The 25,419-nt window shown below is 53.0% G+C and carries 20 protein-coding genes and 1 riboswitch; of the genes, 11 read left to right on the top strand and 9 right to left on the bottom strand.

What is annotated here, in order from left to right; all coding sequences use genetic code 11:
- The first annotated feature begins 7 nt into the window (after positions 1–7).
- Positions 8–2,419: a DNA topoisomerase (ATP-hydrolyzing) subunit B gene (gene gyrB / locus P0Y67_RS10355; RefSeq protein WP_342391802.1), complete on the top strand. Its 2,412-nt coding sequence runs from the start codon at positions 8–10 to the stop codon at positions 2,417–2,419.
- A gap of 95 nt (positions 2,420–2,514) precedes the next feature.
- Here gyrB and P0Y67_RS10350 read toward each other — a convergent pair whose 3' ends face one another.
- Together P0Y67_RS10350 and P0Y67_RS10345 are read right to left on the bottom strand one after the other, a co-directional pair.
- Positions 2,515–4,083, bottom strand: coding sequence for an AMP-binding protein (locus P0Y67_RS10350; RefSeq protein WP_342391801.1), 1,569 nt, complete (start codon positions 4,081–4,083; stop codon positions 2,515–2,517).
- Between the two features lie 76 nt (positions 4,084–4,159).
- Positions 4,160–5,896 (bottom strand): acyl-CoA dehydrogenase family protein, encoded by a 1,737-nt coding sequence (locus P0Y67_RS10345; RefSeq protein WP_342391800.1) that lies wholly within the window; start codon positions 5,894–5,896, stop codon positions 4,160–4,162.
- Positions 5,897–6,007: 111 nt separating this feature from the next.
- Between P0Y67_RS10345 and P0Y67_RS10340 the strand changes: the two genes are divergently transcribed.
- From P0Y67_RS10340 to P0Y67_RS10330, 3 genes are all read left to right on the top strand, one after another.
- Complete coding sequence (locus P0Y67_RS10340) at positions 6,008–7,078, top strand: AraC family transcriptional regulator (RefSeq protein WP_342391799.1); 1,071 nt, start codon at positions 6,008–6,010, stop codon at positions 7,076–7,078.
- 239 nt (positions 7,079–7,317) lie between these two features.
- Positions 7,318–7,788 (top strand): Hsp20 family protein, encoded by a 471-nt coding sequence (locus P0Y67_RS10335; protein ID WP_342391798.1) that lies wholly within the window; start codon positions 7,318–7,320, stop codon positions 7,786–7,788.
- A 200-nt stretch (positions 7,789–7,988) separates the two neighbouring features.
- Positions 7,989–8,576 (top strand): GNAT family N-acetyltransferase, encoded by a 588-nt coding sequence (locus tag P0Y67_RS10330; protein ID WP_342391797.1) that lies wholly within the window; start codon positions 7,989–7,991, stop codon positions 8,574–8,576.
- Between the two features lie 120 nt (positions 8,577–8,696).
- Here P0Y67_RS10330 and P0Y67_RS10325 read toward each other — a convergent pair whose 3' ends face one another.
- The gene (locus P0Y67_RS10325; protein ID WP_342391796.1) at positions 8,697–9,947 is read right to left on the bottom strand and encodes a valine--pyruvate transaminase; all 1,251 of its coding nucleotides are present in this window, start codon (positions 9,945–9,947) and stop codon (positions 8,697–8,699) included.
- A 468-nt stretch (positions 9,948–10,415) separates the two neighbouring features.
- Here P0Y67_RS10325 and P0Y67_RS10320 point away from each other — a divergent pair, with 468 nt between their 5' ends.
- Positions 10,416–11,711 (top strand): DUF1835 domain-containing protein, encoded by a 1,296-nt coding sequence (locus P0Y67_RS10320; RefSeq protein WP_342391795.1) that lies wholly within the window; start codon positions 10,416–10,418, stop codon positions 11,709–11,711.
- A gap of 198 nt (positions 11,712–11,909) precedes the next feature.
- Here the strand turns inward: P0Y67_RS10320 and glyS are convergent, their stop codons facing one another.
- Both glyS and glyQ read right to left on the bottom strand, forming a co-directional pair.
- Positions 11,910–13,982 carry a glycine--tRNA ligase subunit beta gene (gene glyS / locus P0Y67_RS10315; protein WP_342391794.1) on the bottom strand — a complete coding sequence of 691 codons (2,073 nt, stop codon included), beginning with the start codon at positions 13,980–13,982 and terminating at the stop codon, positions 11,910–11,912.
- A gap of 9 nt (positions 13,983–13,991) precedes the next feature.
- Positions 13,992–14,903, bottom strand: a complete 912-nt coding sequence (gene glyQ / locus P0Y67_RS10310) for a glycine--tRNA ligase subunit alpha (RefSeq protein ID WP_027251759.1) — start codon at positions 14,901–14,903, stop codon at positions 13,992–13,994.
- A gap of 275 nt (positions 14,904–15,178) precedes the next feature.
- Between glyQ and P0Y67_RS10305 the strand changes: the two genes are divergently transcribed.
- Both P0Y67_RS10305 and P0Y67_RS10300 read left to right on the top strand, forming a co-directional pair.
- Positions 15,179–15,871, top strand: coding sequence for an OmpA family protein (locus P0Y67_RS10305; protein WP_342391793.1), 693 nt, complete (start codon positions 15,179–15,181; stop codon positions 15,869–15,871).
- A gap of 96 nt (positions 15,872–15,967) precedes the next feature.
- Positions 15,968–16,066, top strand: a riboswitch (yybP-ykoY riboswitch).
- A gap of 92 nt (positions 16,067–16,158) precedes the next feature.
- On the top strand, positions 16,159–16,716 hold the full coding sequence (locus P0Y67_RS10300) for a TMEM165/GDT1 family protein (protein ID WP_161442858.1): 558 nt from the start codon (positions 16,159–16,161) through the stop codon (positions 16,714–16,716).
- A 94-nt stretch (positions 16,717–16,810) separates the two neighbouring features.
- On the opposite strand, the gene tusA is transcribed toward P0Y67_RS10300, so the two are convergent.
- Positions 16,811–17,059: a sulfurtransferase TusA gene (tusA, locus tag P0Y67_RS10295; protein ID WP_192017663.1), complete on the bottom strand. Its 249-nt coding sequence runs from the start codon at positions 17,057–17,059 to the stop codon at positions 16,811–16,813.
- Positions 17,060–17,196: 137 nt separating this feature from the next.
- On the opposite strand from tusA, the gene P0Y67_RS10290 reads away from it, so the two are divergent.
- Positions 17,197–17,379: a hypothetical protein gene (locus tag P0Y67_RS10290; RefSeq protein ID WP_027251764.1), complete on the top strand. Its 183-nt coding sequence runs from the start codon at positions 17,197–17,199 to the stop codon at positions 17,377–17,379.
- A gap of 127 nt (positions 17,380–17,506) precedes the next feature.
- Here P0Y67_RS10290 and acuI read toward each other — a convergent pair whose 3' ends face one another.
- The 3 genes from acuI to fadB all read right to left on the bottom strand — a co-directional run bounded on the left by acuI (position 17,507) and on the right by fadB (position 21,989).
- A complete protein-coding gene (gene acuI, locus P0Y67_RS10285) occupies positions 17,507–18,490 on the bottom strand; it encodes an acrylyl-CoA reductase (NADPH) (RefSeq protein ID WP_342391792.1) in 984 nt (327 codons plus the stop codon).
- A gap of 149 nt (positions 18,491–18,639) precedes the next feature.
- Positions 18,640–19,809 carry an acetyl-CoA C-acyltransferase FadA gene (gene fadA, locus P0Y67_RS10280; protein ID WP_342391791.1) on the bottom strand — a complete coding sequence of 390 codons (1,170 nt, stop codon included), beginning with the start codon at positions 19,807–19,809 and terminating at the stop codon, positions 18,640–18,642.
- A gap of 17 nt (positions 19,810–19,826) precedes the next feature.
- Positions 19,827–21,989 carry a fatty acid oxidation complex subunit alpha FadB gene (gene fadB, locus P0Y67_RS10275; protein WP_342391790.1) on the bottom strand — a complete coding sequence of 721 codons (2,163 nt, stop codon included), beginning with the start codon at positions 21,987–21,989 and terminating at the stop codon, positions 19,827–19,829.
- 496 nt (positions 21,990–22,485) lie between these two features.
- Between fadB and P0Y67_RS10270 the strand changes: the two genes are divergently transcribed.
- From P0Y67_RS10270 to hemG, 3 genes are read left to right on the top strand one after another with little or no spacing between them, the layout of a single operon-like run.
- Entirely contained in the window at positions 22,486–23,124 is a 639-nt protein-coding gene (locus tag P0Y67_RS10270; protein ID WP_342391789.1) for a YigZ family protein, read from the top strand.
- A gap of 14 nt (positions 23,125–23,138) precedes the next feature.
- Positions 23,139–24,596, top strand: coding sequence for a TrkH family potassium uptake protein (locus P0Y67_RS10265; RefSeq protein ID WP_342391788.1), 1,458 nt, complete (start codon positions 23,139–23,141; stop codon positions 24,594–24,596).
- Positions 24,597–24,606: 10 nt separating this feature from the next.
- The gene (hemG, locus tag P0Y67_RS10260) at positions 24,607–25,131 is read left to right on the top strand and encodes a menaquinone-dependent protoporphyrinogen IX dehydrogenase (protein WP_342391787.1); all 525 of its coding nucleotides are present in this window, start codon (positions 24,607–24,609) and stop codon (positions 25,129–25,131) included.
- Positions 25,132–25,419 lie beyond the last annotated feature (288 nt).

Genomic DNA, 25,419 nt, shown 5'->3' with positions numbered 1-25,419 from the left:
TAACTCAATGTCCAACAATTACGATTCATCAAGTATCAAGGTATTAAAGGGTCTTGATGCGGTACGTAAGCGTCCGGGTATGTACATCGGCGATACGGATGACGGTACAGGTTTGCACCACATGGTTTTTGAGGTCGTCGATAACTCTATCGACGAAGCTCTTGCTGGTCACTGTGAAGATATCGTAGTCACGATTCATGAGGATGGCTCGGTCTCTGTCAGCGATGATGGTCGTGGTATCCCGACAGACATGCACCCGGAAGAAGGGGTGTCCGCCGCTGAAGTTATCATGACAGTCCTGCACGCCGGCGGTAAGTTCGACGATAACTCCTATAAAGTGTCCGGCGGTCTGCACGGGGTAGGTGTGTCGGTTGTGAACGCCCTGTCTGACAAACTGGAACTGACGATTCATCGCCACGGTCATATTCACCAACAGATTTATCACCTGGGTGAACCTCAGGCACCGCTGGGTGTAGTGGGCGACTCGGATCGCACCGGTACCCGGATCCGCTTCTGGCCGAGCGACACTATCTTCACCGACACCACTTTCCACTATGAGATTCTGGCCAAGCGTCTGCGCGAACTGTCTTTCCTGAACTCTGGTGTCTCTATCAAGCTGAGCGATGAGCGCGACGGCAAGCAAGACCACTTTATGTATGAAGGCGGTATCCGTGCGTTCGTTGAGCACCTTAACCGCAATAAAACGCCGATCCATCCGAAAGCGTTCCACTTTGCGTTTGAGCGTGAAGACGGTATTTCTGTTGAAGTGGCGATGCAGTGGAACGACAGCTTCCAGGAAAACATTTACTGCTTTACCAACAACATCCCGCAACGCGATGGTGGTAGCCACCTGGCCGGTTTCCGTGGTGCGTTGACCCGTACCCTGAACAATTTCATGGATGCCGAGGGCTACACCAAGAAAGCCAAAGTGGCGACCTCAGGTGACGATGCCCGTGAAGGCCTGACCGCTGTGGTGTCGGTCAAAGTGCCGGACCCTAAATTCTCCAGCCAGACCAAAGATAAGCTGGTCTCAAGCGAAGTGAAACCTGCGGTTGAATCGGCCATGGGTGAGAAGCTGAGCGAGTACCTGCTGGAAAACCCGGCTGACGCCAAGATTGTCTGCGGCAAGATTATTGACGCCTCCCGTGCCCGTGAAGCGGCGCGTCGTGCCCGCGAAATGACCCGCCGTAAAGGCGCACTCGATTTAGCCGGCCTGCCGGGCAAACTGGCCGACTGCCAGGAAAAAGACCCGGCACTGTCTGAACTCTACATAGTGGAGGGTGACTCGGCCGGTGGTTCCGCCAAGCAGGGCCGAAACCGTAAGAATCAGGCGATTCTGCCGCTGAAAGGTAAGATCCTCAACGTAGAAAAAGCCCGTTTCGACAAAATGCTGTCGTCACAGGAAGTGGCCACGCTGATCACGGCCATGGGCTGCGGTATCGGCCGCGACGAGTACAACCCGGACAAACTGCGTTACCACAGTATCATCATCATGACAGATGCCGACGTCGATGGTTCGCACATCCGTACGCTGCTGCTGACTTTCTTCTACCGTCAGATGCCTGAGCTGATCGAGCGTGGTCACATCTATATTGCTCAGCCGCCACTGTACAAAGTGAAGAAAGGCAAGCAAGAGCAGTACATCAAAGACGATGAAGACATGAACCAGTTCCAGGTGGCCCTGGCACTGGAAAATGCCTCGCTGTTCACCAGCGACAGTGCACCGGCCATTTCCGGTCTGGCGCTGGAAACCTTGGTTAAGCAATACAATGGTGCGGTGAAACTGATCGAGCGGATGAGCCGTCGTTACCCGACACTGCTGCTCAATGAGCTGACCTACCAGCCGCGTCTGGGTGAAGCGCAACTGGCGGATCAGTCGCAGGTGGAAGCCTGGGTCAAAGGGGTGGTGGATGCCCTGAACAGCAAGCAAACCGGTGAAAGCCACTACGGTTATGAAGTGTTCCAGGACCCGGAACACAACGCCTGGCTGCCTAAGATTGTGGTGCGTACCCATGGTGTCGACTACCAGTATCCGCTGAGCTACGATCTGCTGCATTCGAAAGAGTACGCCAAGCTGGCTGACTTGTCTGAAGCACTGTGCGATCTGCTGGAAGAGACAGCCTATGTCCAGCGCGGAGAGCGCAAGCAGCCGGTTGACAGCTTTAAGACAGCACTGGAGTGGCTGATTAAAGATTCGACCCGTGGTCTGAGCCGTCAGCGTTACAAAGGTCTGGGTGAGATGAACCCGGATCAGCTGTGGGAAACCACTATGGATCCGAACTCGCGCCGCATGATGCAGGTGACTATCAACGATGCAGTGGCAGCCGATGAGCTGTTCACTACCCTGATGGGCGATCATGTTGAACCGCGTCGCCAGTTCATTGAAGAGAATGCCCTGAATGCGAACCTGGACGTGTAACCGGTCCGCCGTCAGTTGCTGATAATAACCGTGTACTGATAGAAGAACGCCGCTCATCATTGAGCGGCGTTTTTTTATGCAGGTTATCCCCTTAATCAGGCCGTGCGCAGTTCACGGCGCAGAATTTTACCGACAGTGGATTTGGGTAATTCCTGATGAACGGAAATATGTTTGGGCACCTTGTAGGCCGTCAGGTGCTCGCGGCAGAAGGCGATGATATCGGCTTGGTCTAACCGGGCGGAAGTGGTGATGTGCGCGTGCACCGCTTCGCCGGTTTTGTCATCGGTTTCTCCGACCACAGCTGCTTCGACAATGTGTTCGTGGCGACACAGCACTTCTTCAATTTCGTTCGGGTACACGTTAAAGCCAGAGACTATGATCATGTCCTTGAGCCGATCGACTATCTTGATGTAACCATCTGGCGCAATGAAACCCAGGTCGCCGGTTTTGACGAAACCGTCTACCAGTACTTTGGCGGTTTCATCCGGACGCTGCCAGTAACCCTGCATAACCTGCGGGCCTTTGATCACCAGCTCGCCCACTTCGCCCTGAGGTAACGGCCGGTTATTCTCGTCCCAGACTTCAACCTCAGTGTTGATCAGCGGTACCCCGACGCTGTTGATTTGTTCGCAGTCGAAGTTGTTGAGTGTCGATACCGGCGAGGTTTCGGTCAGCCCCCAGCCCTCGGTGATGGTGCAGCCGGTGATGGATTGCCACAGCTCGAACGCTTTGCCTGTCAGGGCTGCGCCGCCGGAAAAGGTAATTTTCAGGGCGCTGAAATCCAGTTTTCTGAATTCCGGGTGCTGGCATAAGCCGACAAACAGGGTGTTGATACCGGCAAAACCGGTAAAGCGCTGGCTTTGCAGGGTTTTGATGAAGCCTTCTATGTCTCTTGGATTTGGGATTAGCACGTTTTGTGCGCCCAGATAGAATAGCCCCATCATGTTCACCGTAAAGGCATAGATGTGGTAGAGCGGCAGTGGACAGACAAAAGTTTCCTCGCCCGGGACGCCTTTTTGCAGAATGCGGTGACTCATCTGCGCGGCATTGGCCAGAATGTTGCCATGGCTCAGGCAAGCCCCTTTAGCCACCCCGGTTGTACCCCCTGTGTATTGCAGCACGGCAATGTCATCCGTGCCGGCCGTATTCGGGCGCAGGGCAGGCTGTTCTTTGCCGCTGGCAATCGCCGCATTAAAGGCAATGTACTGATGGCCAGCCTCGGCACTGTTTGTCAGCAGATCTGTCGCTGCGGTCACCAGGACGTTTTCCACCGGCACCTGATCGCGGATGGCTTCATACTTGGGTAACAAATCTTCGAGAATAATCAGTGCTTTCACACCGGCATCGCTGAACTGGTGCTGCATTTCCCTGGGCGTGTAGAGCGGGTTGGTATTGACCACGACCAGTCCGGCGCGGATCGCGGCATAGGCGGCAATTGGATACTGAATAATGTTGGGCAGTTGAATGGCAATGCGATCACCGGCCTGCAGCCCGCTCTGGTGCTGCAGCCACTGCGCCAGATGCCGCGAGCGCTGCTCAATATCGCTGTAGGTCAGGGTCTGCCCCAGACAGTGAAAGGCCGGGTTATCTGTATAGCGGGCAAAACCGTCTTCCAGAAAATCCGCCAGGTTGGTAAAGGTGTTCAGGTATTGGTATGCATCCATGATGTGCTCTCTTCTTGTTCCGTTCAGGGATTGCCTCCGCGTCATGACGGAGGCTTATTGTTATAGGGTGGGTGGTTCAGATTTTGGCCAGTGCCCGTTCAACGATGGATTTGGCATCGATGTCTGCCGGCAGGGTGCCGAACTGGAAATAATGATCGGATAAGCGCGCCTGGGCGAAGGCCTCGGCAATGTGAGGTTCGCCATAGCTGAACAGGGTTGCGGCCTGCCAGATCAGCGCCAGCTGCTCCATCATTTGTCGGGCACGGACCTCAATGTTTTCTGTGCTGGCAAATTCGGCTTTCAGTTGTGCCAGCTTGCGGTCGAACAGCGGGTGCTTCCCTTGTGCCTGGTCAAATTCGGCAAACAGGGCGCTGAAGGTCTCGGGTTCGCGCTGCAGCACGCGCAGCAGGTCGAGACACTGCACATTGCCTGAGCCTTCCCAGATCGAGTTGACCGGCGCTTCGCGATACAGCCGGCTGGCAATGTTCTCTTCGACGTAGCCTACACCGCCGATGCACTCCATCGCTTCTGCGGTATGCTGAATCGCCCGCTTGCAGATCCAGTATTTGCCGATGGCCGTTGCACTGCGGATCAGCGCCGCTTGTGTGCTGTCCTTGCTGTTATCCAGCGCATGAGCAATGCGCATGGTGATCGCCAGCGCCGCTTCAGCTTCCAGTGCCAGATCAGCCAGCACATTGATCATCAGCGGCTGGTCATGAAGATTGCGGCCGAAGACGCTGCGGCCTGAGGTATGCCAGATCGCTTCTTTGGCGGCCTGGGCCATCAGTGCACTGGAGCCTATCATGCAGTCATAGCGGGTGAGGGCGACCATATCGATAATGGTACGGATACCGCGGCCTTCCTCGCCAAGCAGCCATCCGTGCGCGCCGCGAAACTCGATTTCAGAGCTGGCATTGGATTTATTACCCAGCTTGTTTTTCAAACGCTGGATGTGCATCGGGTTTTTACTGCCGTCTTCACGCCAGCGTGGTACCAGGAAGCAGGACAGTGTCTCGCCGGTTTTGGCCAGGACCAGAAATGCATCGCACATCGGGGCAGAGCAGAACCATTTGTGGCCGACCAGGCTGTAGAGTTTGCCCGGGCCGGCGTCAGCGACCGGGGTTGCCCGTGTGCTGTTCGCCCGCACATCCGAGCCGCCCTGTTTTTCTGTCATCGCCATGCCTATGGTGACACCGGCTTTGTCGAAATAGGGCGTGTTCGTGCCGTCATAAACAGTGGCGGTGATTTTCGGCAGCCAGAGCGCAGCCACGTCAGGCTGGTGTTGCAGGGCTGGCACACAGGCAAAGGTCATGGTCAGCGGGCAGCCTGAGCCGGGATCGGCCTGATTGTGCATAAAGGCCAGTGCCGCCCGGGCAACGTGGGCACCGGCTTTGGGCTGTGTCCACGGCAGGCTGGTATGGCCGTTTTCGATCGCGTGCGCCATGAGCTGGTGGTAAGCCGGATGGTAATCGACCTGATCAACCCGATATCCGAAGCGGTTATGGGGCTGAAACTCCGGTAAATGCTTATTGGCCAGAAAACCGGCTTCCTGCAATTCATGACCAATATGATGACCAAAGCTCGACAACCGGCTGTTGGCCCAGTCCCCGGAAAACCGGGCCACCCAATACTTCAATATGCTGTCAGAGTCATATGCATTGTAGTGTTCTAAGGGTGTTGGCTGGTTCAGTACAGTGTGAGTATCCTGGCTGGTGGCCGGGTTGAAAGGTTCCATAGTCGGCTCTCTTTGGTTGCAATCGTTCAGATTGTCCTGTTGATCTGCTGTAGGTTTGGCGATCATGGCATTCGACATTGCCCGTCAATGCTATTAACATCGCCTTAACATGGACTTTATACCAGCAGCCATGTTTGGCTATGTCTGTTCACGCCAATTTATTGTTGATCTGCGCAATCGGCAGCTGTGATGACATTTCTGGGAGGCAAGCCGCATGAGAGCGGGGCAGTATTGATGGAAGGCTATTACTCAACCCTGAGCAGTTGGATGATCCCTATTGCGAAAGCGATGCAACATTACGGACTGGATATGGAGCAGGCCCTGCATGAATGCGGGCTCGACCTCCGTGAACTGCAGAGCCAGGAAGTGCGGGTTTCAATCCGAAAATTGTCGGCACTGATCGATTATTGTAATCGTTTTTTACCCGAGCAGGATTTTACGGTTCAGATTGCACGGTATTTTCATCCCGGTGTGTTTCATATTCTGGGTTACGCCATGATGTCGGCGGATACGCTGGAAGAGGCGCTGTTGCAGCTTGTCGCCTACAACAGTGTGGTCTGTGATATCAGTAATCTGCAATTAATCGAAAGCCCGGATACTCTGGTACTGGATGTCGCTTTGGTGGCCAGGAATGAGGAACAGTCTCTGCTGATGCGCCGCCAGGAGCTGGAAGCTTTTATGGCGATGGTGGTCAGTTTTGCACGTGATGTGGTTGATGCCGATTTGAAACCGGCTTATGTCACGTTCCAGTTTTCCCCGCCGGCCGATCAAGGGCAGTACCTGACGGCATTCTTCCAGTGCCCGGTCTGCTTTGGTCAGGCGCGTAATTTGCTGGCGTTTGACAGTGGCGGCGCCAGGCAGCCATTGCTCAGCGGCAACCCGGCGATACGCGCAGGACATGAAAAGATCCTCAACGAATTTCTGGCTCGTATCGATCGCAACGATCTGGTGCATCAGGTGAAGTGCAACATTCTTGAACGGCTCTCACTGGGCGCTCCGAGCCAAACCCAAGTGGCGGCTGCGTTAGGGATGAGCGTGCGTAATCTGCAGCGTAAACTCAGTGAGCTCGGCACCAGCTATACGCAGATACTGGAACACAGTCGCCAAACCTTGGCGCTTAACTATATGCGCCGGCAGGATTTATCCTTAAGTGAAATTGGGTATCTGGTGGGCTTTGCCAGCGATGCCAATTTTCACCGCGCGTTCAAGCGCTGGACAGGGCAGGCGCCGGGCGAATACCGTCGTCAGTTGCTGGCCTGACACCTTGTTATCTTCCTTGTCCTTATCTTTGTTTTTGTCCTTGTCTTGGGGCGAGTTGTCGTTGTGAACCGGCCCCGACAATTTTTTTCAATTCTCCCTTGAAGCCAATTCAGATGCCCTTATATCTATTGGTGAAGCAGGAGGTGCCAGACATTGGGCCTTCACAGGTTTGTCCACGAGGAAAACCCGCTTCATGACTGACTTTCGTAATAGTATTGCTTCATAGAAGGATAGTGATTATGCGTACCTTAGATTTTACTCCTCTGTACCGTTCTGCCATTGGTTTCGACCGTCTGTTCAACCAGATGGAGCAAAACCTCAATAACAGCAATGGCGGATATCCTCCATACAACATAGAGCAGCAAGATGAAAACCACTACCGTATTACCATGGCGGTGGCCGGTTTTTCTGAAGCCCAGATGGACATCAGTCAGCATCAAAACCGCCTGATTGTGACGGGTAAACGTGCCGATGCCGACAACAACCAAGAACAGCGCCATTACCTGTATCAGGGTATTGCTGAGCGCGATTTCGAGCGCAAGTTCCAGTTAGCGGACCATGTCAAAGTGGTGGGTGCTTCGATGGAAAACGGTTTGCTACACATCGAACTGGAGCGGGAAGTGCCTGAAGAGGAAAAGCCGCGTAAGATTGCCATCAACGGTCAGCGCTTGATTGGTCGTGATGAATCTGTTGTCAGCGACAGCATTTAAGTTTTCTCTGTCTGTATGGAAGGCCAGCCTCTGCGCTGGCCTTTTTTGTTGATGACCATAACTCCCAGAGCTGCGGCCTATGTTTCACGTGAAACACAGACGGTATCCCACGATGAAGGTTTCACGTGAAACAACACTGTAGTGACGCTTTGGTTTGGATTATCTTCTTTAAGCGATGAACAATTTTCAAGGAAGAAAGCGTGAGCAGGGGTATCAAACCACAACCAATAACGATGAAGCGTCAGCGCGTCGGTGCAGCGTATCTGCAGCAGTTGCTGTCAGCGGATAAGCCCGACGGATTGTCTCTTATTGCTGCTACGCCCCGTCATGAACGCTTCGTTTTCGAATTAAAGAAAGCCGCAGAACGAGAGGCCGTCACACAGATCTTTGGTTGGGATGAAGCGTTGCAGTACCAACTGCATCTGGCTGAGTGGCTGGATTGTAAACCTTTGTTGATTCTGATGGACGGCATACCGCTTGGCAGTGTGTTGCTGGAAACGATGGAGCCGGAGTTTCATCCGACTGCGGAACAAAACAGTGCCAAATTACCGCACAGTTATTTCAGCCGCTTCTTTCTTTTACCGCAATGGCAGGGGCGGGGGATTGGCAGTGCGGTGCTACGCGCAGTGATTGCCTGGTCTGACAAAGCACATCGACCTTGTTGCTTAACGTATTTACAAGGGAATCCAGTGAGCGGATTATATCGGCGGTTCGGATTTGAAACGATCACTGAAGATTCTCAGTTTGTCACCATGGTTTACCATCCGAATACAAAGACAATCCTCTGAGTCACCTGTATCTGCGACATAAATTGTGCTGCTTGCAGACGACTTTGTCTGGGTTCAGATGAACAAACAGGGCAGTGCATGCCCTGTGATTGTCTTTCAAAGATGTGTTCAGTGACACTGTTAGCCTTGCTGATAAGCTTTTGCGATTTCTTCGGCAATGATAGCAATGCCGCGCTGCATCTTTTCATCTTCCTGCACATAGTTCATGCGCAAACATTCATGGCCGTGTTGCCAGTCTTGATCCAAGCCAATGAAAAAATATTCACCGGGCACTATCAATACGCCTCGTGCTTTCAGGCGTCGGTACAGTTCCATGGTGGTGATAGGCAGCTCTTTAAACCACAGCCAAAGGAACATGGCACCTTCCGGTTTATGGATCCGAAAACGCGGGTCTGGAATGGCTTGCTGCAGCCACTGTACCGCCTGCTGCGATTTTTTGTGATAGTAAGGCTTGATGACAGTTTCGCTCAAACGCAATAAGTCGCCTTGCTCAATCATCTTGTTGGCAATGGCAGGGCCGACACTGCCCGGCGCCAGGCTGAGCACACCGTTCATATTGGCCAGCGCTGTGGTGATCTCCTCACTGGCAATGACGATGCCGCAACGCACGCCGGGTAACCCCAGTTTAGAGAGGCTCATGCACAGGATAGTGTTGCGGTTCCAAAAGGGGGTGACGTCTTCAAAAATGATGTCAGGGAACGGCATGCCATAAGCATTATCTATGATTAATGGAATGTTGTGCTGCTGGGCGAGCTGATCCAAATGACGGATTTCTTCATCGGTCAGGACATTGCCGGTCGGGTTGGTCGGCCGCGACGCGCAGATAGCGCCCACACTGTCATCTAGGGTCAGGGCGTTGAAATCGACGTTGTACTTGAACAGGCCATTATCCAGTAAGCTAATCTCCGGTTTATAGGAGATAAACATATCCGGGCTGACGCCGGCATCACCGTAGCCGATATATTCTGGTGCCAGAGGTAGCAGGATTTTCTTGTGACGGCCATCGGGAAACTCGCCAGCCAGCAGGTTGAATAAACTGAAGAAGGCGCTTTGGCTACCGTTGGTCAGGCTGATGTTTTTGCTGCTGATGTCCCAGCCGTAACGCTCACTCAGCAGGGCGGCCAGCGCGTTAATAAAGGTGTTTTTCCCTTGCGGCCCATCATAGTTTGTCATGGCCGCTGCCAGCTCGCCGCTTTGATTCAGACTGTTATTGAGCTGGGTAAAGTACTCCACCATAGCAGGTATCTGTGCCGGGTTACCGCCGCCTAGCATAATGGCTTCCGGATTGCGCAGGCCATCATTCAAATCATCCATTAATTGGGTAATGCCTGAGTAGCGGGCAAACTTGTTACCGAATGTAGAAAACTCCATCTTGCTTCGACCTCAGTGTGTGTCTTGTTGTGATTTTTGGTGGGTGAGCCAGACAACATACAACAATGATACATACAGTGAAAGTGGCTTTGGTCACCGCAGCCCAACATAGTGTTCATCATAGGTTCCACGTGAAACACAGACGTAAATCAGGCGTGTCACCTTAAGTTTAGATGAAGCTATCCGGTGAACCGCTGTGGTGGTGGCACGGCCCTCACTGGTGCGAGATGAGAGGGTGATGAGTCGTGCAGTGATGAGTGCGATGCTGAATATTTAGGTGTGTTGATCCCGCGGTTGGTGCTTGCATAATGGGCCGGGTGTTGTAACCTTTAGTGGCGCTGCCTGCGCCTCCTGCTCGCGGAAAGGATAGTATCCAGGGTCACTGGCTTTGCTGTAACACAGCCGACAACGTATTTCTGCCTTCTCTTCTGTCAGGCGAGCACAGGAGTTAAAGAGAATGGAGAAATCATGAATTCAGACAATGCGTTTTCGTTCAACCCGTTTTCGTTCAACCTAAGCTATCTCAAATCCCAGGCTAAGCATCGCCTGAAAGCCGTACGCCGCGGCGATTACCATGCCTTGCAATCCGTTCAGCAGTTACATCCGAAACAGGCACAGCTCAATCCGGACAATATCAAATTGGCAGATATCCAATTCGTGATGGCCAGGGAGTGTGGGCTGCCCAGCTGGAGCCGCTTGAAACACCATGCTGAAATGCTTGAGCATCACAAACAGCAAATAGCGCAGGGTAGTGAAGCGCTGGATAAGGATCTCGCCACATTACACATTCGCTGCGGTCATGATATTGCGCAGCGCTTAGAGCAGGCGGGCTTTCATGGCGACTTCCTGCCTTTTATCGATCCCTACTGCATGGGCCCGCTCAGCGTAGCGCCCGATTTCGAATGGCAACGTGCTGAATACATCCGGCAGTATTTACTGAGTGAGATCGGCGATCCGCGCACGACGGATGACATCCTGACTGAGACGGCGGATAAGCTAGCGCAGCTCGCACAACCTGATTATCACCGGCTGGTATTCTGGGTGGAGCATGATAATTACGATCAACTTATGCTGATACGCCTGCTGACGCATCTGGCGACACTGCCGGGTGTGGCTGGCCGTCAGCTTGAGATCATTGAAGTAAATCATTTTCCGGCTAACACCCGTTTTATCGGGCTGGGCCAGTTACCCGCCGAAGGGCTGAGATCGCTCTGGCAGCACAGACGGCCTGTCGATGCCATTACCTTGGAGAGAGCAGGAGTGCTGTGGCAGGGATTCTGTTCCCCTGATCCTGCGGCGCTGCTTGCTTTGCTTGATGCCTCCTGGCTGAGCCAGTTCGAAAACATGGCGCAGGTGATACGTCGTCATTTGCAGGAGCTGCCGCATCAGCAATCCGGCTTAAGCCTGACTCAGTCGTTGGCACTGTCTGTGTTGTCGGCATCGGGCCCGATGACGGTTGCCGATCTGTTTCGTGGCTATCAAGCGCTGGAGCCGTTACCCTTTTTGGGCGATTTGATGTTCTGGGTATTGCTCAAGCCGTTGCTGCAAAGCCAACAGCCTTTAATCTGTCTGGAGCCATCAACCGGCTCAGCTTCCTGGCAGGAGCAGACTGTCAGCATCACTGAACTGGGTCGATTATGCCTGTCACAGCAGCAAAAGATGGTGTCCAGTACGTATTGGGTCGGGGGGATAAAAGTCAGTCCTGAACAACATTGGACCTGGGATCATGTATCGCTGTCTTCATTGCATCTGGTTCAAGGTTAACCGAGTCAAGCAGACATATGGTTTGGTGTTTCACGTGAAACACTCTGTGGCAGCAAGCCGGCTGTCAGGTGTTTAGCTCTGGCTGGCAGCTTTTGGTGCCGGGCGAGAAAGGACAAGCAGGTACCAGCAGGTAAAACAAAGCCCGCATCAGCGGGCTTTGTGATCAGGCTAGATAGTCAGTGACGCTCATCAATGGCATCAGTTCTGAAGCAGTGAAATATCTGCCACTTTGAGGAACTGATTACGTAGTTGGTTAAGTATTGTCAGACGGTTCACTTTCAGGGCTTGGTCATCAGCCATTACCATGACGTTGTCGAAGAAGGCATCGACCGAATCGCGCAGGGTAGCCAGCTCTGAAAGGGCTTGCTGATAATCACCGGCAGCAAAAACAGGGGTCAGTTTAGCGGTAACCGCTTCTACGTTTTTCGCCAGGGCTTTTTCGGCTTCTTCAACCAGCAACTGGCTGTCGATTGCCGCAGGTAACTCACCGTCAAATTTCGCCAGGATGTTGCCAACACGCTTATTGGCCGCAGCCAGCGATTCCGCCGCATCCAGAGAGCGGAAATGACTGACCGCTTTAACGCGCTTATCAAAGTCAGCTGGTGAGGTAGGGCGACGGGCCAAAACGGCCTGAATCACATCAACCGTGTGGCCTTCATCCTGATACCAGGCACGGAAGCGGCCCAGCATGAAATCAATCACATCGGCTTCTACGTTATGGTTCGTCAGCTTATGGCCAAACAGCTCTTTGGCTTTGGCAATCATATCGACCAGATCCAGCTGATAGCCTTTTTCTACCATGATGCGCAGGGCACCCAAAGCGGCACGGCGCAGCGCGAACGGGTCGTTGGCACCTTTAGGGTGCTGGCCGATACCGAAGATACCTACCAGGGTGTCCATTTTGTCAGCCAGTGCAACTGCAGCGGCGACATCGGAACCCGGCAGGCTGTCGCCGGCAAAACGGGGCATGTATTGCTCGTTGAGCGCCACTGCGACATCTTCGTGCTCACCGTCAAGCCGCGCATAGTGCATGCCCATTACGCCCTGAGTATCGGTAAACTCGAAGACCATGGATGTCATCAGATCGCACTTCGACAGCAGGCCAGCACGCTCTGCGTGTTCAACATCGGCACCAATTTGCTGAGCGATGTAACCGGACATCGCGGTAATACGATCTGTCTTGTCACGTAGGGTGCCCAGCTGTTTCTGGAACAGCACGCTGTCCAGCTCGTGCAGACGATCAACCAGCGGGCGCTTACGGTCGGTATTAAAGAAGAATTCAGCATCCGCCAGACGAGGACGGACGACTTTCTCGTTCCCCTCGATAATGTGGCGCGGCTCTTTCGACACTATGTTCGACACGAAGATGAACTTAGGCAGCAGCTTGCCCGCCGCGTCATAGACAGGGAAGTACTTCTGGTCACCTTTCATGGTGTACACCAGGGCTTCTGCCGGTACGTTCAGGAATTCTTCTTCAAAAGAGGCGGTCAGGACAACCGGCCACTCGACCAGAGAGGTGACTTCTTCAACCAGCTCGTCTTCCAGATCGGCGGTGCCGCCAACGGCAATGGCGGCTTCTTTGGCGCCAGCAATGATGTGCGCCTTACGAGTGTCGTAGTCAGCGATCACTTTACCGCGCTCTTCCAGGATGGCAGGGTACTGATCAGCATGTTCAATGCTGAACTCTGCTTCACCCATAAAACGGTGGCCACGAATGGTACGCGCCGATTCCACACCCAGAATCGTGCCTGGGATCAGCTCGTTATTGAGCAGCATGACCAGGGTTTTTACCGGGCGGATAAATTGGGTCTCTTTATCGCCCCAGCGCATAGGTTTCGGGATAGGCAGTTTAGCCAGTGCCGCCGCTGCCAGTTCGCACAGCAGCTCGGTTGCGGCTTTACCTTTAACGGCTTCTTTGTACAGTAACCATTCGCCTTTGTCTGTCTGCAGGCGTTCAGCCTGCTCGACAGTAATACCGTTTCCGCGCGCCCAGCCCTGAGCGGCTTTGGTCGGGTTGCCGTCAGCATCGAAAGCAACGCTGATCGCCGGACCGCGCTTTTCGACCACTTTATCGGCCTGGCCTTCCGCCAGTGCGGTGACTTTCAGAGCCAGCCGGCGTGGTGCGGCGTACCATTTGATATGGTCAAAGGCTAATTCGGCCGCGTTCAGTTCCGCCGTGAAGTTGTCGGCAAAGGCTTCTGCCAGGGTGCGCAAGGCTTTTGGTGGTAGCTCTTCCGTACCCAGTTCAATCAGAAAATTCTTGTCAGCCATGCGTGATCCTTACTTGTCTTTTTTACACATCGGGAAGCCAAGTGCTTCACGAGAGGCATAGTAGGCTTCAGCCACTTGCTTGGTCAGGTTTCGGATGCGCAGGATATATCGCTGACGCTCAGTCACCGAGATCGCTTTACGGGCATCCAGCAGGTTGAAGGCATGGCCAGCTTTCAGAATACGCTCGTAAGCCGGCAGCGGCAGAGGCTGTTCCAGTTCAAGCAGTGATTTACATTCTTTCTCGCATTGATCAAAGAAGGTAAACAGGAAGTCGACATCAGCGTATTCAAAGTTGTAGGTCGATTGTTCTACTTCGTTCTGGTGGAAAATGTCACCGTAGGTCACTTTACCTAAAGGTCCGTCGGTCCATACCAGATCATACACAGAATCGACGCCCTGGATGTACATGGCCAGACGCTCGATACCGTAAGTAATTTCACCGGTTACCGGCTTACATTCCAGGCCGCCGACTTGCTGGAAGTAGGTGAACTGGGTGACTTCCATCCCGTTCAGCCACACTTCCCAGCCCAGACCCCAGGCACCCAGAGTCGGGTTTTCCCAGTTGTCTTCCACGAAGCGGATGTCATGCACCTGAGTGTCTACGCCCAGCGCTTCCAGCGAACCCAGGTAGAGTTCCTGAATGTTGTCAGGCGATGGTTTGATGATCACCTGAAACTGGTAATAGTGCTGCAGTCGGTTAGGGTTTTCACCGTAACGGCCGTCGGTCGGGCGGCGTGATGGCTGCACATAGGCAGCCGCAATCGGCTCCGGGCCCAGAGCACGCAGGCAGGTCATTGGATGCGAGGTACCGGCACCCACTTCCATATCCAGCGGCTGCACGATAGTACAACCTTGCTGGCCCCAGTAATCCTGAAGCGCCAGAATCATGCCCTGAAAGGTCTTGATGTCGTATTTTTGCATTGTCAGCTTCGCGAGATCCGTTGATATAAGTAGAAAAGATAACAATCCAGTATACCTTGGGTCGCCTTGAGGGAGTAGGGGCAGCGCACGTTTTTTGTGCATAACAGTATCGAATGTAAATTTTTGTCATCAGGCTTCCGCTATAAGCAGAAACAGGGTAAAAAATTGACAGGTTTTTGATATCTGCAGCCTCTACTTGACTACAATGCAGCAGGATTATGCTTAGCGGAAATGGCGTTCCGCCTGGCAAACTGACAATTTATCGGGGAAAGAACATGCAACAACATCATGCAACGACATCACGTAAGTGGGTACGCGCTATCCTTTTGGCCGGTGTTACCTCTATGGTAGCTACGGGCTGTACCACAGTTAACCCCTATACGCGTGAAGATCAGACGGCAAAATCAACCAGTGGTGCACTGATTGGTGCCGTTGCTGGCGCGGCTATCGGTGTGGCCTCTTCAAGCAAAAGCGATCGGGGTAAAGGTGCGCTGATCGGTGCGGCTTCCGGCGCGGCGCTGGGCGGCGGTGTCGGCTACTATATGGATGTGCAGGAAGCGAAACTGCGTCAGCAACTGGAATCAACCGGTATCAGTGTGACGCGTGAAGGCGATCAGATCGTGCTGAACATGCCAAACTCAATCACTTTCGGTGTCGACCAGTCTAACCTGAGCCAGCAGGCGATGAGTGCACTGCAAAACGTGGCTCTGGTGGTGAAGGAATACGATAAAACCCAGCTGAATGTTTACGGTTTTACTGACAGCACAGGGTCTGAATCTTATAACCTGCGCTTGTCTCAGGTTCGTGCCAGTGAAGTCAGCAACTACCTGGTTCGCACGGGTGTAGCGGCGCAGCGTGTACTGGCGAAAGGTATGGGTGAAGCTCACCCGATCGCTTCCAATGGCAGCGATCAGGGGCGTGCTCAAAACCGCCGGGTGGAAATTGTCTTAAGCCCGACCGCGTCTTAATCACACTAACAGCATGTGTTTTGGAAGGAAGGGAAGCCATTGGCTTCCCTTTTTCGTCACTTGATTCCGGGGGCCATTCTGGCTATCATGCCAGCTCCTTTGGGGAGTAGCCTTCCGTTCTGACGGAACAATCATCAACATAATTGAAGCAAAATCTTCATGGTGATTGTGACTGACCATTACTCCGGTCAGTTTGGCGAGACCATAGGCAAATCGACATGAACCGGGGTGGGGCGTGTCTGTTTGTCTTTGGTTAAAATTATAATCCTCGCCCCAATGAGCATGTCGTGAGCATTTTAGCTGTTTCAATTACTACGGTCGCCCTGGCTGAGATTGGGGACAAAACCCAGCTGCTGTCATTGTTGCTGGCCAGTCGTTACCGTAAGCCTGTTCCTATCATTCTGGCCATTTTCCTGGCGACCTTGGCCAACCATGCTTTGGCGGCCTGGTTGGGGGTGGTCGTTGCTGATTACTTATCGCCTGAGATTTTAAAATGGGTGCTGGTCGTGAGTTTTGTGGTGATGGCGGGCTGGATTTTGATCCCGGATAAACTGGATGACGATGAAACCATTTCAAACCGCGGCCCGTTTGTTGCCAGTTTTATTGCTTTTTTTGTGGCGGAAATCGGTGATAAAACCCAGGTGGCAACCACCATGCTCGGAGCAAAATACCATGACGGTCTGATGCTGGTCGTGCTGGGCACCACTATTGGGATGCTGCTGGCGAATGTGCCCGTTGTGCTGATCGGTAAGCTGTCTGCTGACAAAATGCCGCTGGGGTTAATCCGCAAAGTGACCGCTGCGCTGTTTGCTGTGCTGGCGCTGGGCGCTGCTTTTGGCCTGTAGCCCGTAGCGAGCGGGGAGCGGGCGTTATGCCTGCGATTAATGAGATTGTCATAAGGCAGCGTTAGGCTGCCTTACTTATTTTTGTAACTTGTTGCTATGACTTGCCCTTACGGATCAGGAAGCGGTATGGCAGAGAGTCTGTTTCCGCTGCCAGCAGCGTATGGTCCATAAACCGGCAAAAGCTGGGGATGTCTCTGGTTGTTGATGGGTCATCGGCCAGCACTAATAATGTGTCGCCATCTGCCATCCTGCGAATCGTTTTACGCACCATCATGACAGGTTCCGGACAACGCAGCCCTTGTGCTTCCAGATTGTGAGTGGCGGATTCAAATTTCGTGATCATAGTGAAGCCATATCGTAAATGAGAGCCAGATCATACTCACGGATAATAAACAATCAACCGGGGGTTGGCAAAGGTAACAATTATGTGTAACTTAGTTAACAACTTGTTAACCAATTTGTCATCGCAGGGAGGCGGAGATGATTACTCAGATGGATAGACTGACTATTTACTGTGTGCTGTGCTTTATCGCTTTCTGCTCTATTGTACTGCGCAATGCAAACGATTTAACTCTCTTTTCGCTGGCAGGCTTAGTTGCCGCGGCGATCGGACTCTGGCTCGAGCTCTCTCATTCTCCTGAGCTTGAAGAAGAGGAAAGCTAACTTTCACATCTACTACACTCCCCAGTTTTCTTGGGCTTCCCCGCTTTTATAGCGGGATTTTTTTTATCCGGGGTACAGAAAAAATCACCCGGCCCGTGTGGCCGACCGGGTGATGAGAGATGGTTTATCAGGACAGTTTAACCAGCGTGCGCCCGGTGACCTGGCCTTTAATGATAGCTTGGGCAAATTCCGGTACTTGTTCCAGCGAAATGGTTTGTCCTGCTTGCTGATAAAAACTATCCGGCTGCAATTCACTCAGGCGCTGCCATGCCTGCTGGCGTTTTTCGAAAGGGCAATAGACAGAATCGATCCCCAACAGCCGTACATTTCGCAGGATGAAAGGCATCACTGTGGTCGGTAAATCAAAACCGCCGGCCAGTCCGCAGGCTGCAACCGCACCATTATAATCCATTTGGGTCAGCACTTTGGCCAGGACTTTACTGCCCACAGTGTCGACTGCACCCGCCCAGCGCTGTTTCTCCAGCGGTTTGGCCGCTTCCTCCAGTTCACTGCGATCAATGATGGAGGTCGCCCCCAGTTGCCTGAGCAGATCGCCATTTTGCGAGGCGCGCCCGGTGACAGCGGCGATGCGATAACCCAGCTTAGCCAGGAGCGTTACCGCGACAGAGCCGACACCGCCACTGGCACCGGTGACCAGAATCTCGCCAGACTCGGGCGTGATACCAGCATCTTCCAGCGCCTGGATACAGAGCATAGCGGTTAAGCCGGCGGTGCCGATAACCATCGCCTGTTCGGCGTTTAAACCCGCGGGCAGCGGAACCAGCCAGTCGGCTTTCACGCGGGCCTGCTGAGCCATGCCGCCCCAGTGATTTTCACCTACGCCCCAGCCGGTCAGTACCACAGGATCGCCCGCCTGGTAGCGGCTATCACTGGATGTGATGACAGTACCGGCAAAGTCGATACCTGGCACCATGGGGAATTGGCGGATAATTTTGCCAGCGCCTGTGATAGCCAGGCCATCTTTGTAATTGAGTGAGGAATAGTCGACAGCTACTGTGACATCGCCGTCCGGCAGCTGGCTGCTGTCAATGTCGCCAACATGAGCTTGGGTGGTGTTATCTTGCTGGTTGAGGATCAGTGCCTTAAACATTACGGTTCTCCGTGCTGGGAATAAGCGTCTGTCTGTGATTGTAATGAGTCAGAGTGTCTCATATCTGAACCTAAAACAACTTTTTGTCTGATTATTGATATAAAAAAGCCCGCGACAGGTGCGGGCTTAATCGGTGTGGTGATAACGGGTTAGTCGTCGACGCGCTCAAAGATGGTCGCAATGCCCTGACCCAGGCCGATACACATGGTCGCCAGGCCGTATTTCACATTCTGATGTTCCATCAGGTTGATCAGCGTAGTTGAGATACGTGTACCGGAACAGCCCAGAGGGTGACCCAGTGCAATGGCACCGCCGTTGAGGTTCACTTTTTCATCCATCGCATCCAGCAGACCCAGATCTTTGGCACATGGCAGCGACTGAGCCGCAAAGGCTTCGTTCAGCTCGATCATGCCGATATCATCGATAGTCAGTCCGGCACGTTTCAGCGCTTTCTTCGACGCCGGTACCGGGCCGTAACCCATGATAGATGGATCGCAACCGGCTACCGCCATTGACTTGATGCGGGCACGAATACGCAGTCCCAGTTCTTTGGCTTTGCTTTCGCTCATGATCAGCATGGCTGAAGCACCGTCAGACAGGGCAGAGGATGTGCCGGCTGTCACTGTGCCGTTGGCCGGGTCGAACACAGGGCGCAGACCCGCCAGACCTTCAACTGTGGTTTCCGGGCGAATCACTTCATCATAGTCGAAGACTTTCAGTACGCCGTTCTCGTCATGGCCTTCAGTGGGCAGGATTTCATTTTTGAAGCGGCCTTCAACGGTAGCGGCATAAGCGCGCTGGTGAGAGCGTGCAGCAAACGCATCCTGCTGCTCACGGCTGATGCCGTGCATACGGCCCAGCATTTCAGCGGTCAGACCCATCATACCGGCAGCCTGAGCCACAGACTTAGACAGGCCAGGGTGGAAATCCACCCCGTGGTTCATTGGCACGTGGCCCATGTGCTCCACACCGCCGACCAGGCAGATCTCGGCATCACCGACCATGATGGCACGGGTGGCGCTGTGCAGTGCGTCCATAGAAGAACCGCACAGGCGGTTAATGGTGGTGGCACCGACAGTGTGCGGGATACCTGCCAGCAGTGCCGCGTTACGGGCAACGTTGAAGCCTTGCTCCAGGGTCTGCTGGACACAGCCCCAGTAGATATCTTCAATGGCCGTTGGGTCAACCTGAGGGTTACGCTCCAGCAGGCCTTTCATCAGGTGTGCCGACAAATCTTCAGCACGTTTGTTACGGAAAGCACCGGCTTTTGAACGCCCCATAGGGGTACGGATGCAATCAACAATTACGACGTTATTCATGTGTGTGTTCCTCGTCCTTAAGCGTTTACTGGTGCGTTGTAATAGCTTTCGCCTTTAGCGGCTTTGTCACGAAGACCGGCAGGGACTTCGTAAACAGCGCCCAGATGCGCGAATTTTTCTGCCATTGCGACATAGTTCGCCAGGCCGATTGAATCCAGGTAACGGAACACTCCGCCGCGGAACGGAGGGAAGCCCAGGCCGTAGACCAGCGCCATATCCGCTTCTGCCGGTGTGGCGATAATGCCTTCTTCCAGACAGCGTACCACTTCGTTAATCATAGGCACCATGGTACGGGCGATGATGTCTTCATCACTGAAATCAGCGGCACGGCTGACAACAGGGGCCAGCAGCTCAGCCACTTCTGGTGCCAGATCTTTCTTCGGCTTGCCTTTTTTATCGACCGAGTAGGCATAGAAGCCTTTGCCGTTTTTCTGGCCCAGACGCTGGCTTTCGAACATCACGTCGACCGCATCTTTGTAGTCTTTACCCATGCGCTCCGGGAAGCCTTCTGCCATCACAGCCTGGGCATGGTGCGCGGTGTCGATACCGACAACATCCAGCAGGTAAGCCGGGCCCATAGGCCAGCCGAATTTCTTCTCCATGACTTTATCAACTTTGGTAAAGTCAGCGCCGTCACGCAGCAGCAGGCTGAAACCGGCAAAGTAAGGGAACAGGACGCGGTTGACGAAGAACCCTGGGCAGTCGTTGACCACGATAGGGGATTTGCCCATTTTGGCCGCGTAAGCCACCACGCGTGAAATGGTCTCTTCCGAGGTGTGCTCACCGCGGATAATTTCCACCAGTGGCATGCGGTGTACAGGGTTGAAGAAGTGCATGCCGCAGAATTTTTCCGGGCGCTTCAGCGATTTCGCCAGCAGGTTGATTGGAATGGTCGAAGTGTTCGAAGTGATCACCGTATCTTCGCCGACACGCTCTTCCACTTCCGCCAGCACAGCGGCTTTCACTTTCGGGTTCTCAACCACAGCTTCAACAATCACATCGGCTTCTTCAATGCCTGCGTAATGCAGCGTTGGCTGGATGGATGCCAGGATTTTCGCCATTTTCAGGCCGTTCAGCTTACCGCGCTCCAACTGTTTGTTCAGCAGTTTAGAGGCTTCATTCATCCCCAGATCCAGCGATGGCTGAGCGATGTCTTTCATGATAACCGGTACGCCTTTCAATGCAGACTGGTAGGCAATACCGCCGCCCATAATACCGGCACCCAGAACGGCTGCGCGCTGGGTGTCTTTGCCTTCTTTAGCAGCTTGCTTCGCTTTGCCCTTGATGTACTGATCATTGAGGAAGATACCGACAAGCGCTGGGGCGACGTCACTTTTAGCCAGAGTCACGAAACCTTTGTTTTCAACTTGCAGGGCTTCATCACGGCTCATGCCAGCGGCTTGTTCAATACACTTAACCGCAGTGATTGGGGCAGGATAGTGAGGACCGGCCACTTGCATCACCATGCCTTTGGCCATAGTGAAGCTCATGGTCGCTTCGATTTTGTTCAGTTTCAGTGGCGCTTTTTTCTGCTCACGGCGTGCTCGCCATTCCAGCTTGCCGGCAATGGCATCTTTCAGCATGGTCAGCGCGGCGTCGCGCAGGATCTCTGGTGCCACAACGGCATCCACAATCCCAAGTTTTAAGGCTTCGTCAGCTTTTTTGGCTTTGCCGCCAGCAATGATATCCATGGCCGGATCGGCGCCAATCAGGCGAGGCAGGCGTACGGAGCCACCCCAGCCAGGCATAATGCCCAATTTGGTTTCTGGCAGGCCTACCAGCGCAGTATGGTCTGCAACGCGCATGTCGGTTGCCAGCACGCACTCACAGCCGCCACCCAATGCAAAGCCGGTAATGGCGGTGATGGTTGGGACAGGGATGTCTTCCAGGCGGTTAAAAATGACATTGGCTTCTGCCAGCCAGCTGGACAGAACATCAGCGTCTTGGGTCATGATGTCAGGAAACTCGGTGACGTCCGCACCAACAATAAAGGCGGATTTACCGGAAGTCAGGATGACGCCTTTCAGTTCATTTTGCTGATACAGCGCGTTGATAGCTTCACTGAGGTTTTCCAGGGTCTTGCGATCAAGCTTGTTGACGCTGCCTGGCGCATTGAAGTTGATTTCCGCAATGCCATCTTCCAGATAGCTTACGGATAGGGTTTCACCTTGGTAAATCATGTTCTATCTCCGTGAATACCGGTTCAATGCCGGTTTGATTTTGACTGGTTTGGCCTCCAACCAGGTTAAAGATTAGTCTGAACCTGTTGCAAAGGGATTTCAACACCTATTTTAAACAATTGTTTAAACTTTGATATTGGTATGTAACTGAACTTGGTTCACATAGCTTGTGTTTGACTTATCCAGGAATTTCCCGGCATCGGTATTGTGTTTTATGTGAATAATATCAATGCTTTGTGTGTTTTTTTTGACAGTGTGCCACCATGCCTTCGCGGTGAGCTTTCATCCATGTATAGCTCATGAAAGTGATAACAATGGCGTTACCTGTTGAAAGTTGTGCAGGCTGTTGCGAACGAACAGCCAAACCCACTTGCATTACCTGAATGGAAAAGCCTGGTTGATAGACGGCGCTTCGGCTCTTTGTTGTTCGCTGTGATTCTGTGAGCGCGTTTATGCTATTCTTGCGCCTTTATATGGCGTGATGTGAGCAGGCAAAATGGATCAGGCTCCTTATCTAATACCAGCGGAACCCGTTGTTTTCGAACAAGAGATCAAAAAAAGCCGCTTCATTACCTATTTAGCCCACACGCCAGGTGCGGAGGCAGCGAAAGCCTTTGTGCAGAGCATCAAATCACGGCATGCGGATGCCCGTCACAATTGCTGGGCTTTCGTCGCCGGCCGCCCTGAAGATTCCATGTCGTGGGGATTCAGTGATGACGGCGAGCCCTCCGGAACGGCGGGTAAGCCTATGCTGGCCCAGCTCAGTGGCAGTGGGGTCGGTGAAATAACCGCTGTAGTCACGCGTTACTACGGCGGTATCCGGCTGGGGACAGGCGGACTAGTGAAGGCGTATGGCGGCGGGGTGCAGCAGGCGCTTGCTGTGCTCATCACCAAAGAAAAGGTCATTACTTCACCACTTTATGTCCGCTGTGCGTATAATCAGGTGCCTTTACTTGAGGCTGTGATCGCTGAGCATCATGCTGAAGTGCAGCGCGCCGATTACGGGGTTGAGGTCACCATGGACATTCTGCTTGATGCTCGCTTAGCCGCAACATTCAAGGCAGTGCTGATCAATCGCAGTGGCGGCCGGATTGTGATTCAGGACGCAGACAATATTTTGAAGAACTACAAGTGAGCGCCCGCTAGATTATGCAAATTCGTTCCATTATCCGTATCGTTGGCCTGTTACTGGCGCTATTTAGCGTCACTATGCTGGTACCGGCCCTTATAGCCTTGCTGTACCGTGACGGTGCGGGTTTCCCTTTCGTGGTGACCTTCTTTATTTTGCTGGCAGGCGGGGCGGCACTCTGGCTGCCAAATCGTCATCAAAGGCGAGAGCTGAAAGCCCGTGACGGATTTTTGATTGTTGTGCTGTTCTGGACAGTTATCGGCAGCGCCGGTGCAGTGCCCTTTATTTTGTCTAAGACACCGGATCTCTCTTTTACCGATTCATTTTTTGAGTCGTTTTCAGCGCTGACGACCACTGGCGCCACCGTTATTGTCGGGCTTGATGAATTACCCAAAGCCATCTTGTTCTACCGGCAAATGCTGCAGTGGTTTGGCGGTATGGGGATCATTGTGCTGGCCGTGGCCATCTTACCTGTGTTGGGTATCGGTGGTATGCAGCTTTACCGGGCTGAAATCCCGGGACCAGTCAAGGACAGCAAGATGACGCCCCGTATTGCTGAAACCGCCAAGACGCTCTGGTACATCTATCTGACGCTGACGGTTGCCTGCGCCGGTGCTTTCTGGGTGGCAGGGATGGATCTCTTTGATGCCATTGCACACAGCTTTTCGACTGTCGCGATTGGCGGCTTCTCTACCCATGATGCCAGTATCGGCTATTACAACAGTACCGCCATTAATATGGTCACCGTGGTCTTTCTGTTGATCTCCGCCTGTAACTTTTCATTGCACTTTGCGGCATTTTCCAACCGAGGCCATAACTTGCGGACCTATTGGCGCGATCCCGAGTTCAAAGCCTTTCTCGTGATACAGCTTATCCTGCTGCTTATTTGCTACGGCATGCTAATGAAGCACCAAACCTATGACAGTTGGTGGGCAACGCTGGATCAGGCACTGTTTCAAACTGTGTCTATCTCAACGACAGCCGGTTTTACCACAACCGGTTTTTCGGAATGGCCGCTTTTTCTGCCCGTATTGCTGCTGTTCTCTTCCTTTATAGGAGGCTGTGCCGGATCCACGGGCGGCGGGATTAAAGTGATTCGCGTACTGCTGTTGTTTTTGCAAGGCGTCAGGGAGCTTAAACGTCTGGTGCATCCCCGTGCTGTGTATACCATCAAAGTCGGCAACAAAGCCCTGCCGCAACGTGTGGTGGATGCGGTCTGGGGATTCTTCTCAGCCTATGCGTTAGTGTTTGTTATCTGCATGCTGGTGCTGGTCGGGACCGGAATGGATGAGCTGACGGCATTTTCGGCAGTCGCTGCCACCCTCAATAACCTGGGCCCGGGGCTAGGGCAAGTTGCCGTTCATTTCGGGGAGGTGAACGACGCGGCGAAGTGGACATTAATTGTGGCTATGCTGTTTGGGCGTCTTGAGGTATTCACCTTACTGGTGTTATTCACCCCGACATTCTGGCGAAACTAAGGAGAAGTGTGTGGAGAAGGTTTTATTACTGCATTCCAGCTGTGACGGTCAAACCATCAAAATATTACGCTATATAGAGCAGCAGTTAGGCGGGCACTATCAGTGTGAGACCCAGGATATTCATCCGTCACCTGAGATAGACTTCACTCGCTATGATCGAGTGTTGATTGGTGCTTCTGTTCGATATGGCCATTTAAACAAAAAGCTGTACCAGTTTGTAGAGCAGAATCAGCAAGCTCTGGAGAAACATAAAACGGCTTTCTTCTGTGTCAACCTGACCGCGCGCAAACCCGGCAAGGATACACCGGAGACCAGCGTCTATGTGCAGAAGTTCCTGCAAAAATCGCCCTGGCAGCCCAAACTCTTGGCGGTCTTCGCCGGAGCGCTGCGTTATCCGCGCTATAACTGGTTTGACCGAACCATGATTCAGCTCATTATGCGGATGACAGGCGGGGAAACAGATACGACAAAAGAAGTTGAATATACGGATTGGGACAGGGTTAGTGCTTTTAGCCAGGCATTCAGGCAACTTTAATGGCTAAAAAGGGGTGCTTTTGGTGAGCTTTTGTTCGAAAAACAATAAAATCAAAAAAAACCTGAAAATGCGCTTGCGCCCTGAATTAAAGTCCCTATAATGCCGCCTCACTGAACGGGGTTACGGCGAAGAAAGCTGAAAACCAAAGGTTCACAGGAAAGTTGTTCTGAAATAGATTGAAAAAAGTGTTTGACACTGTTTTTCATTTCGATAGAATAGCCGCCCTGTCCACGACAAGCCAACGGCAAGTCTGGAAAAGCTCTTTAACAATTTGACCATGCAATCTGT

This window comes from Photobacterium sp. SP02 (assembly GCF_038519165.1).
GTDB classification, from domain to species: Bacteria; Pseudomonadota; Gammaproteobacteria; order Enterobacterales; family Vibrionaceae; genus Photobacterium; species Photobacterium halotolerans.
This window is presented reverse-complemented; position numbering and strand designations above follow the sequence as displayed.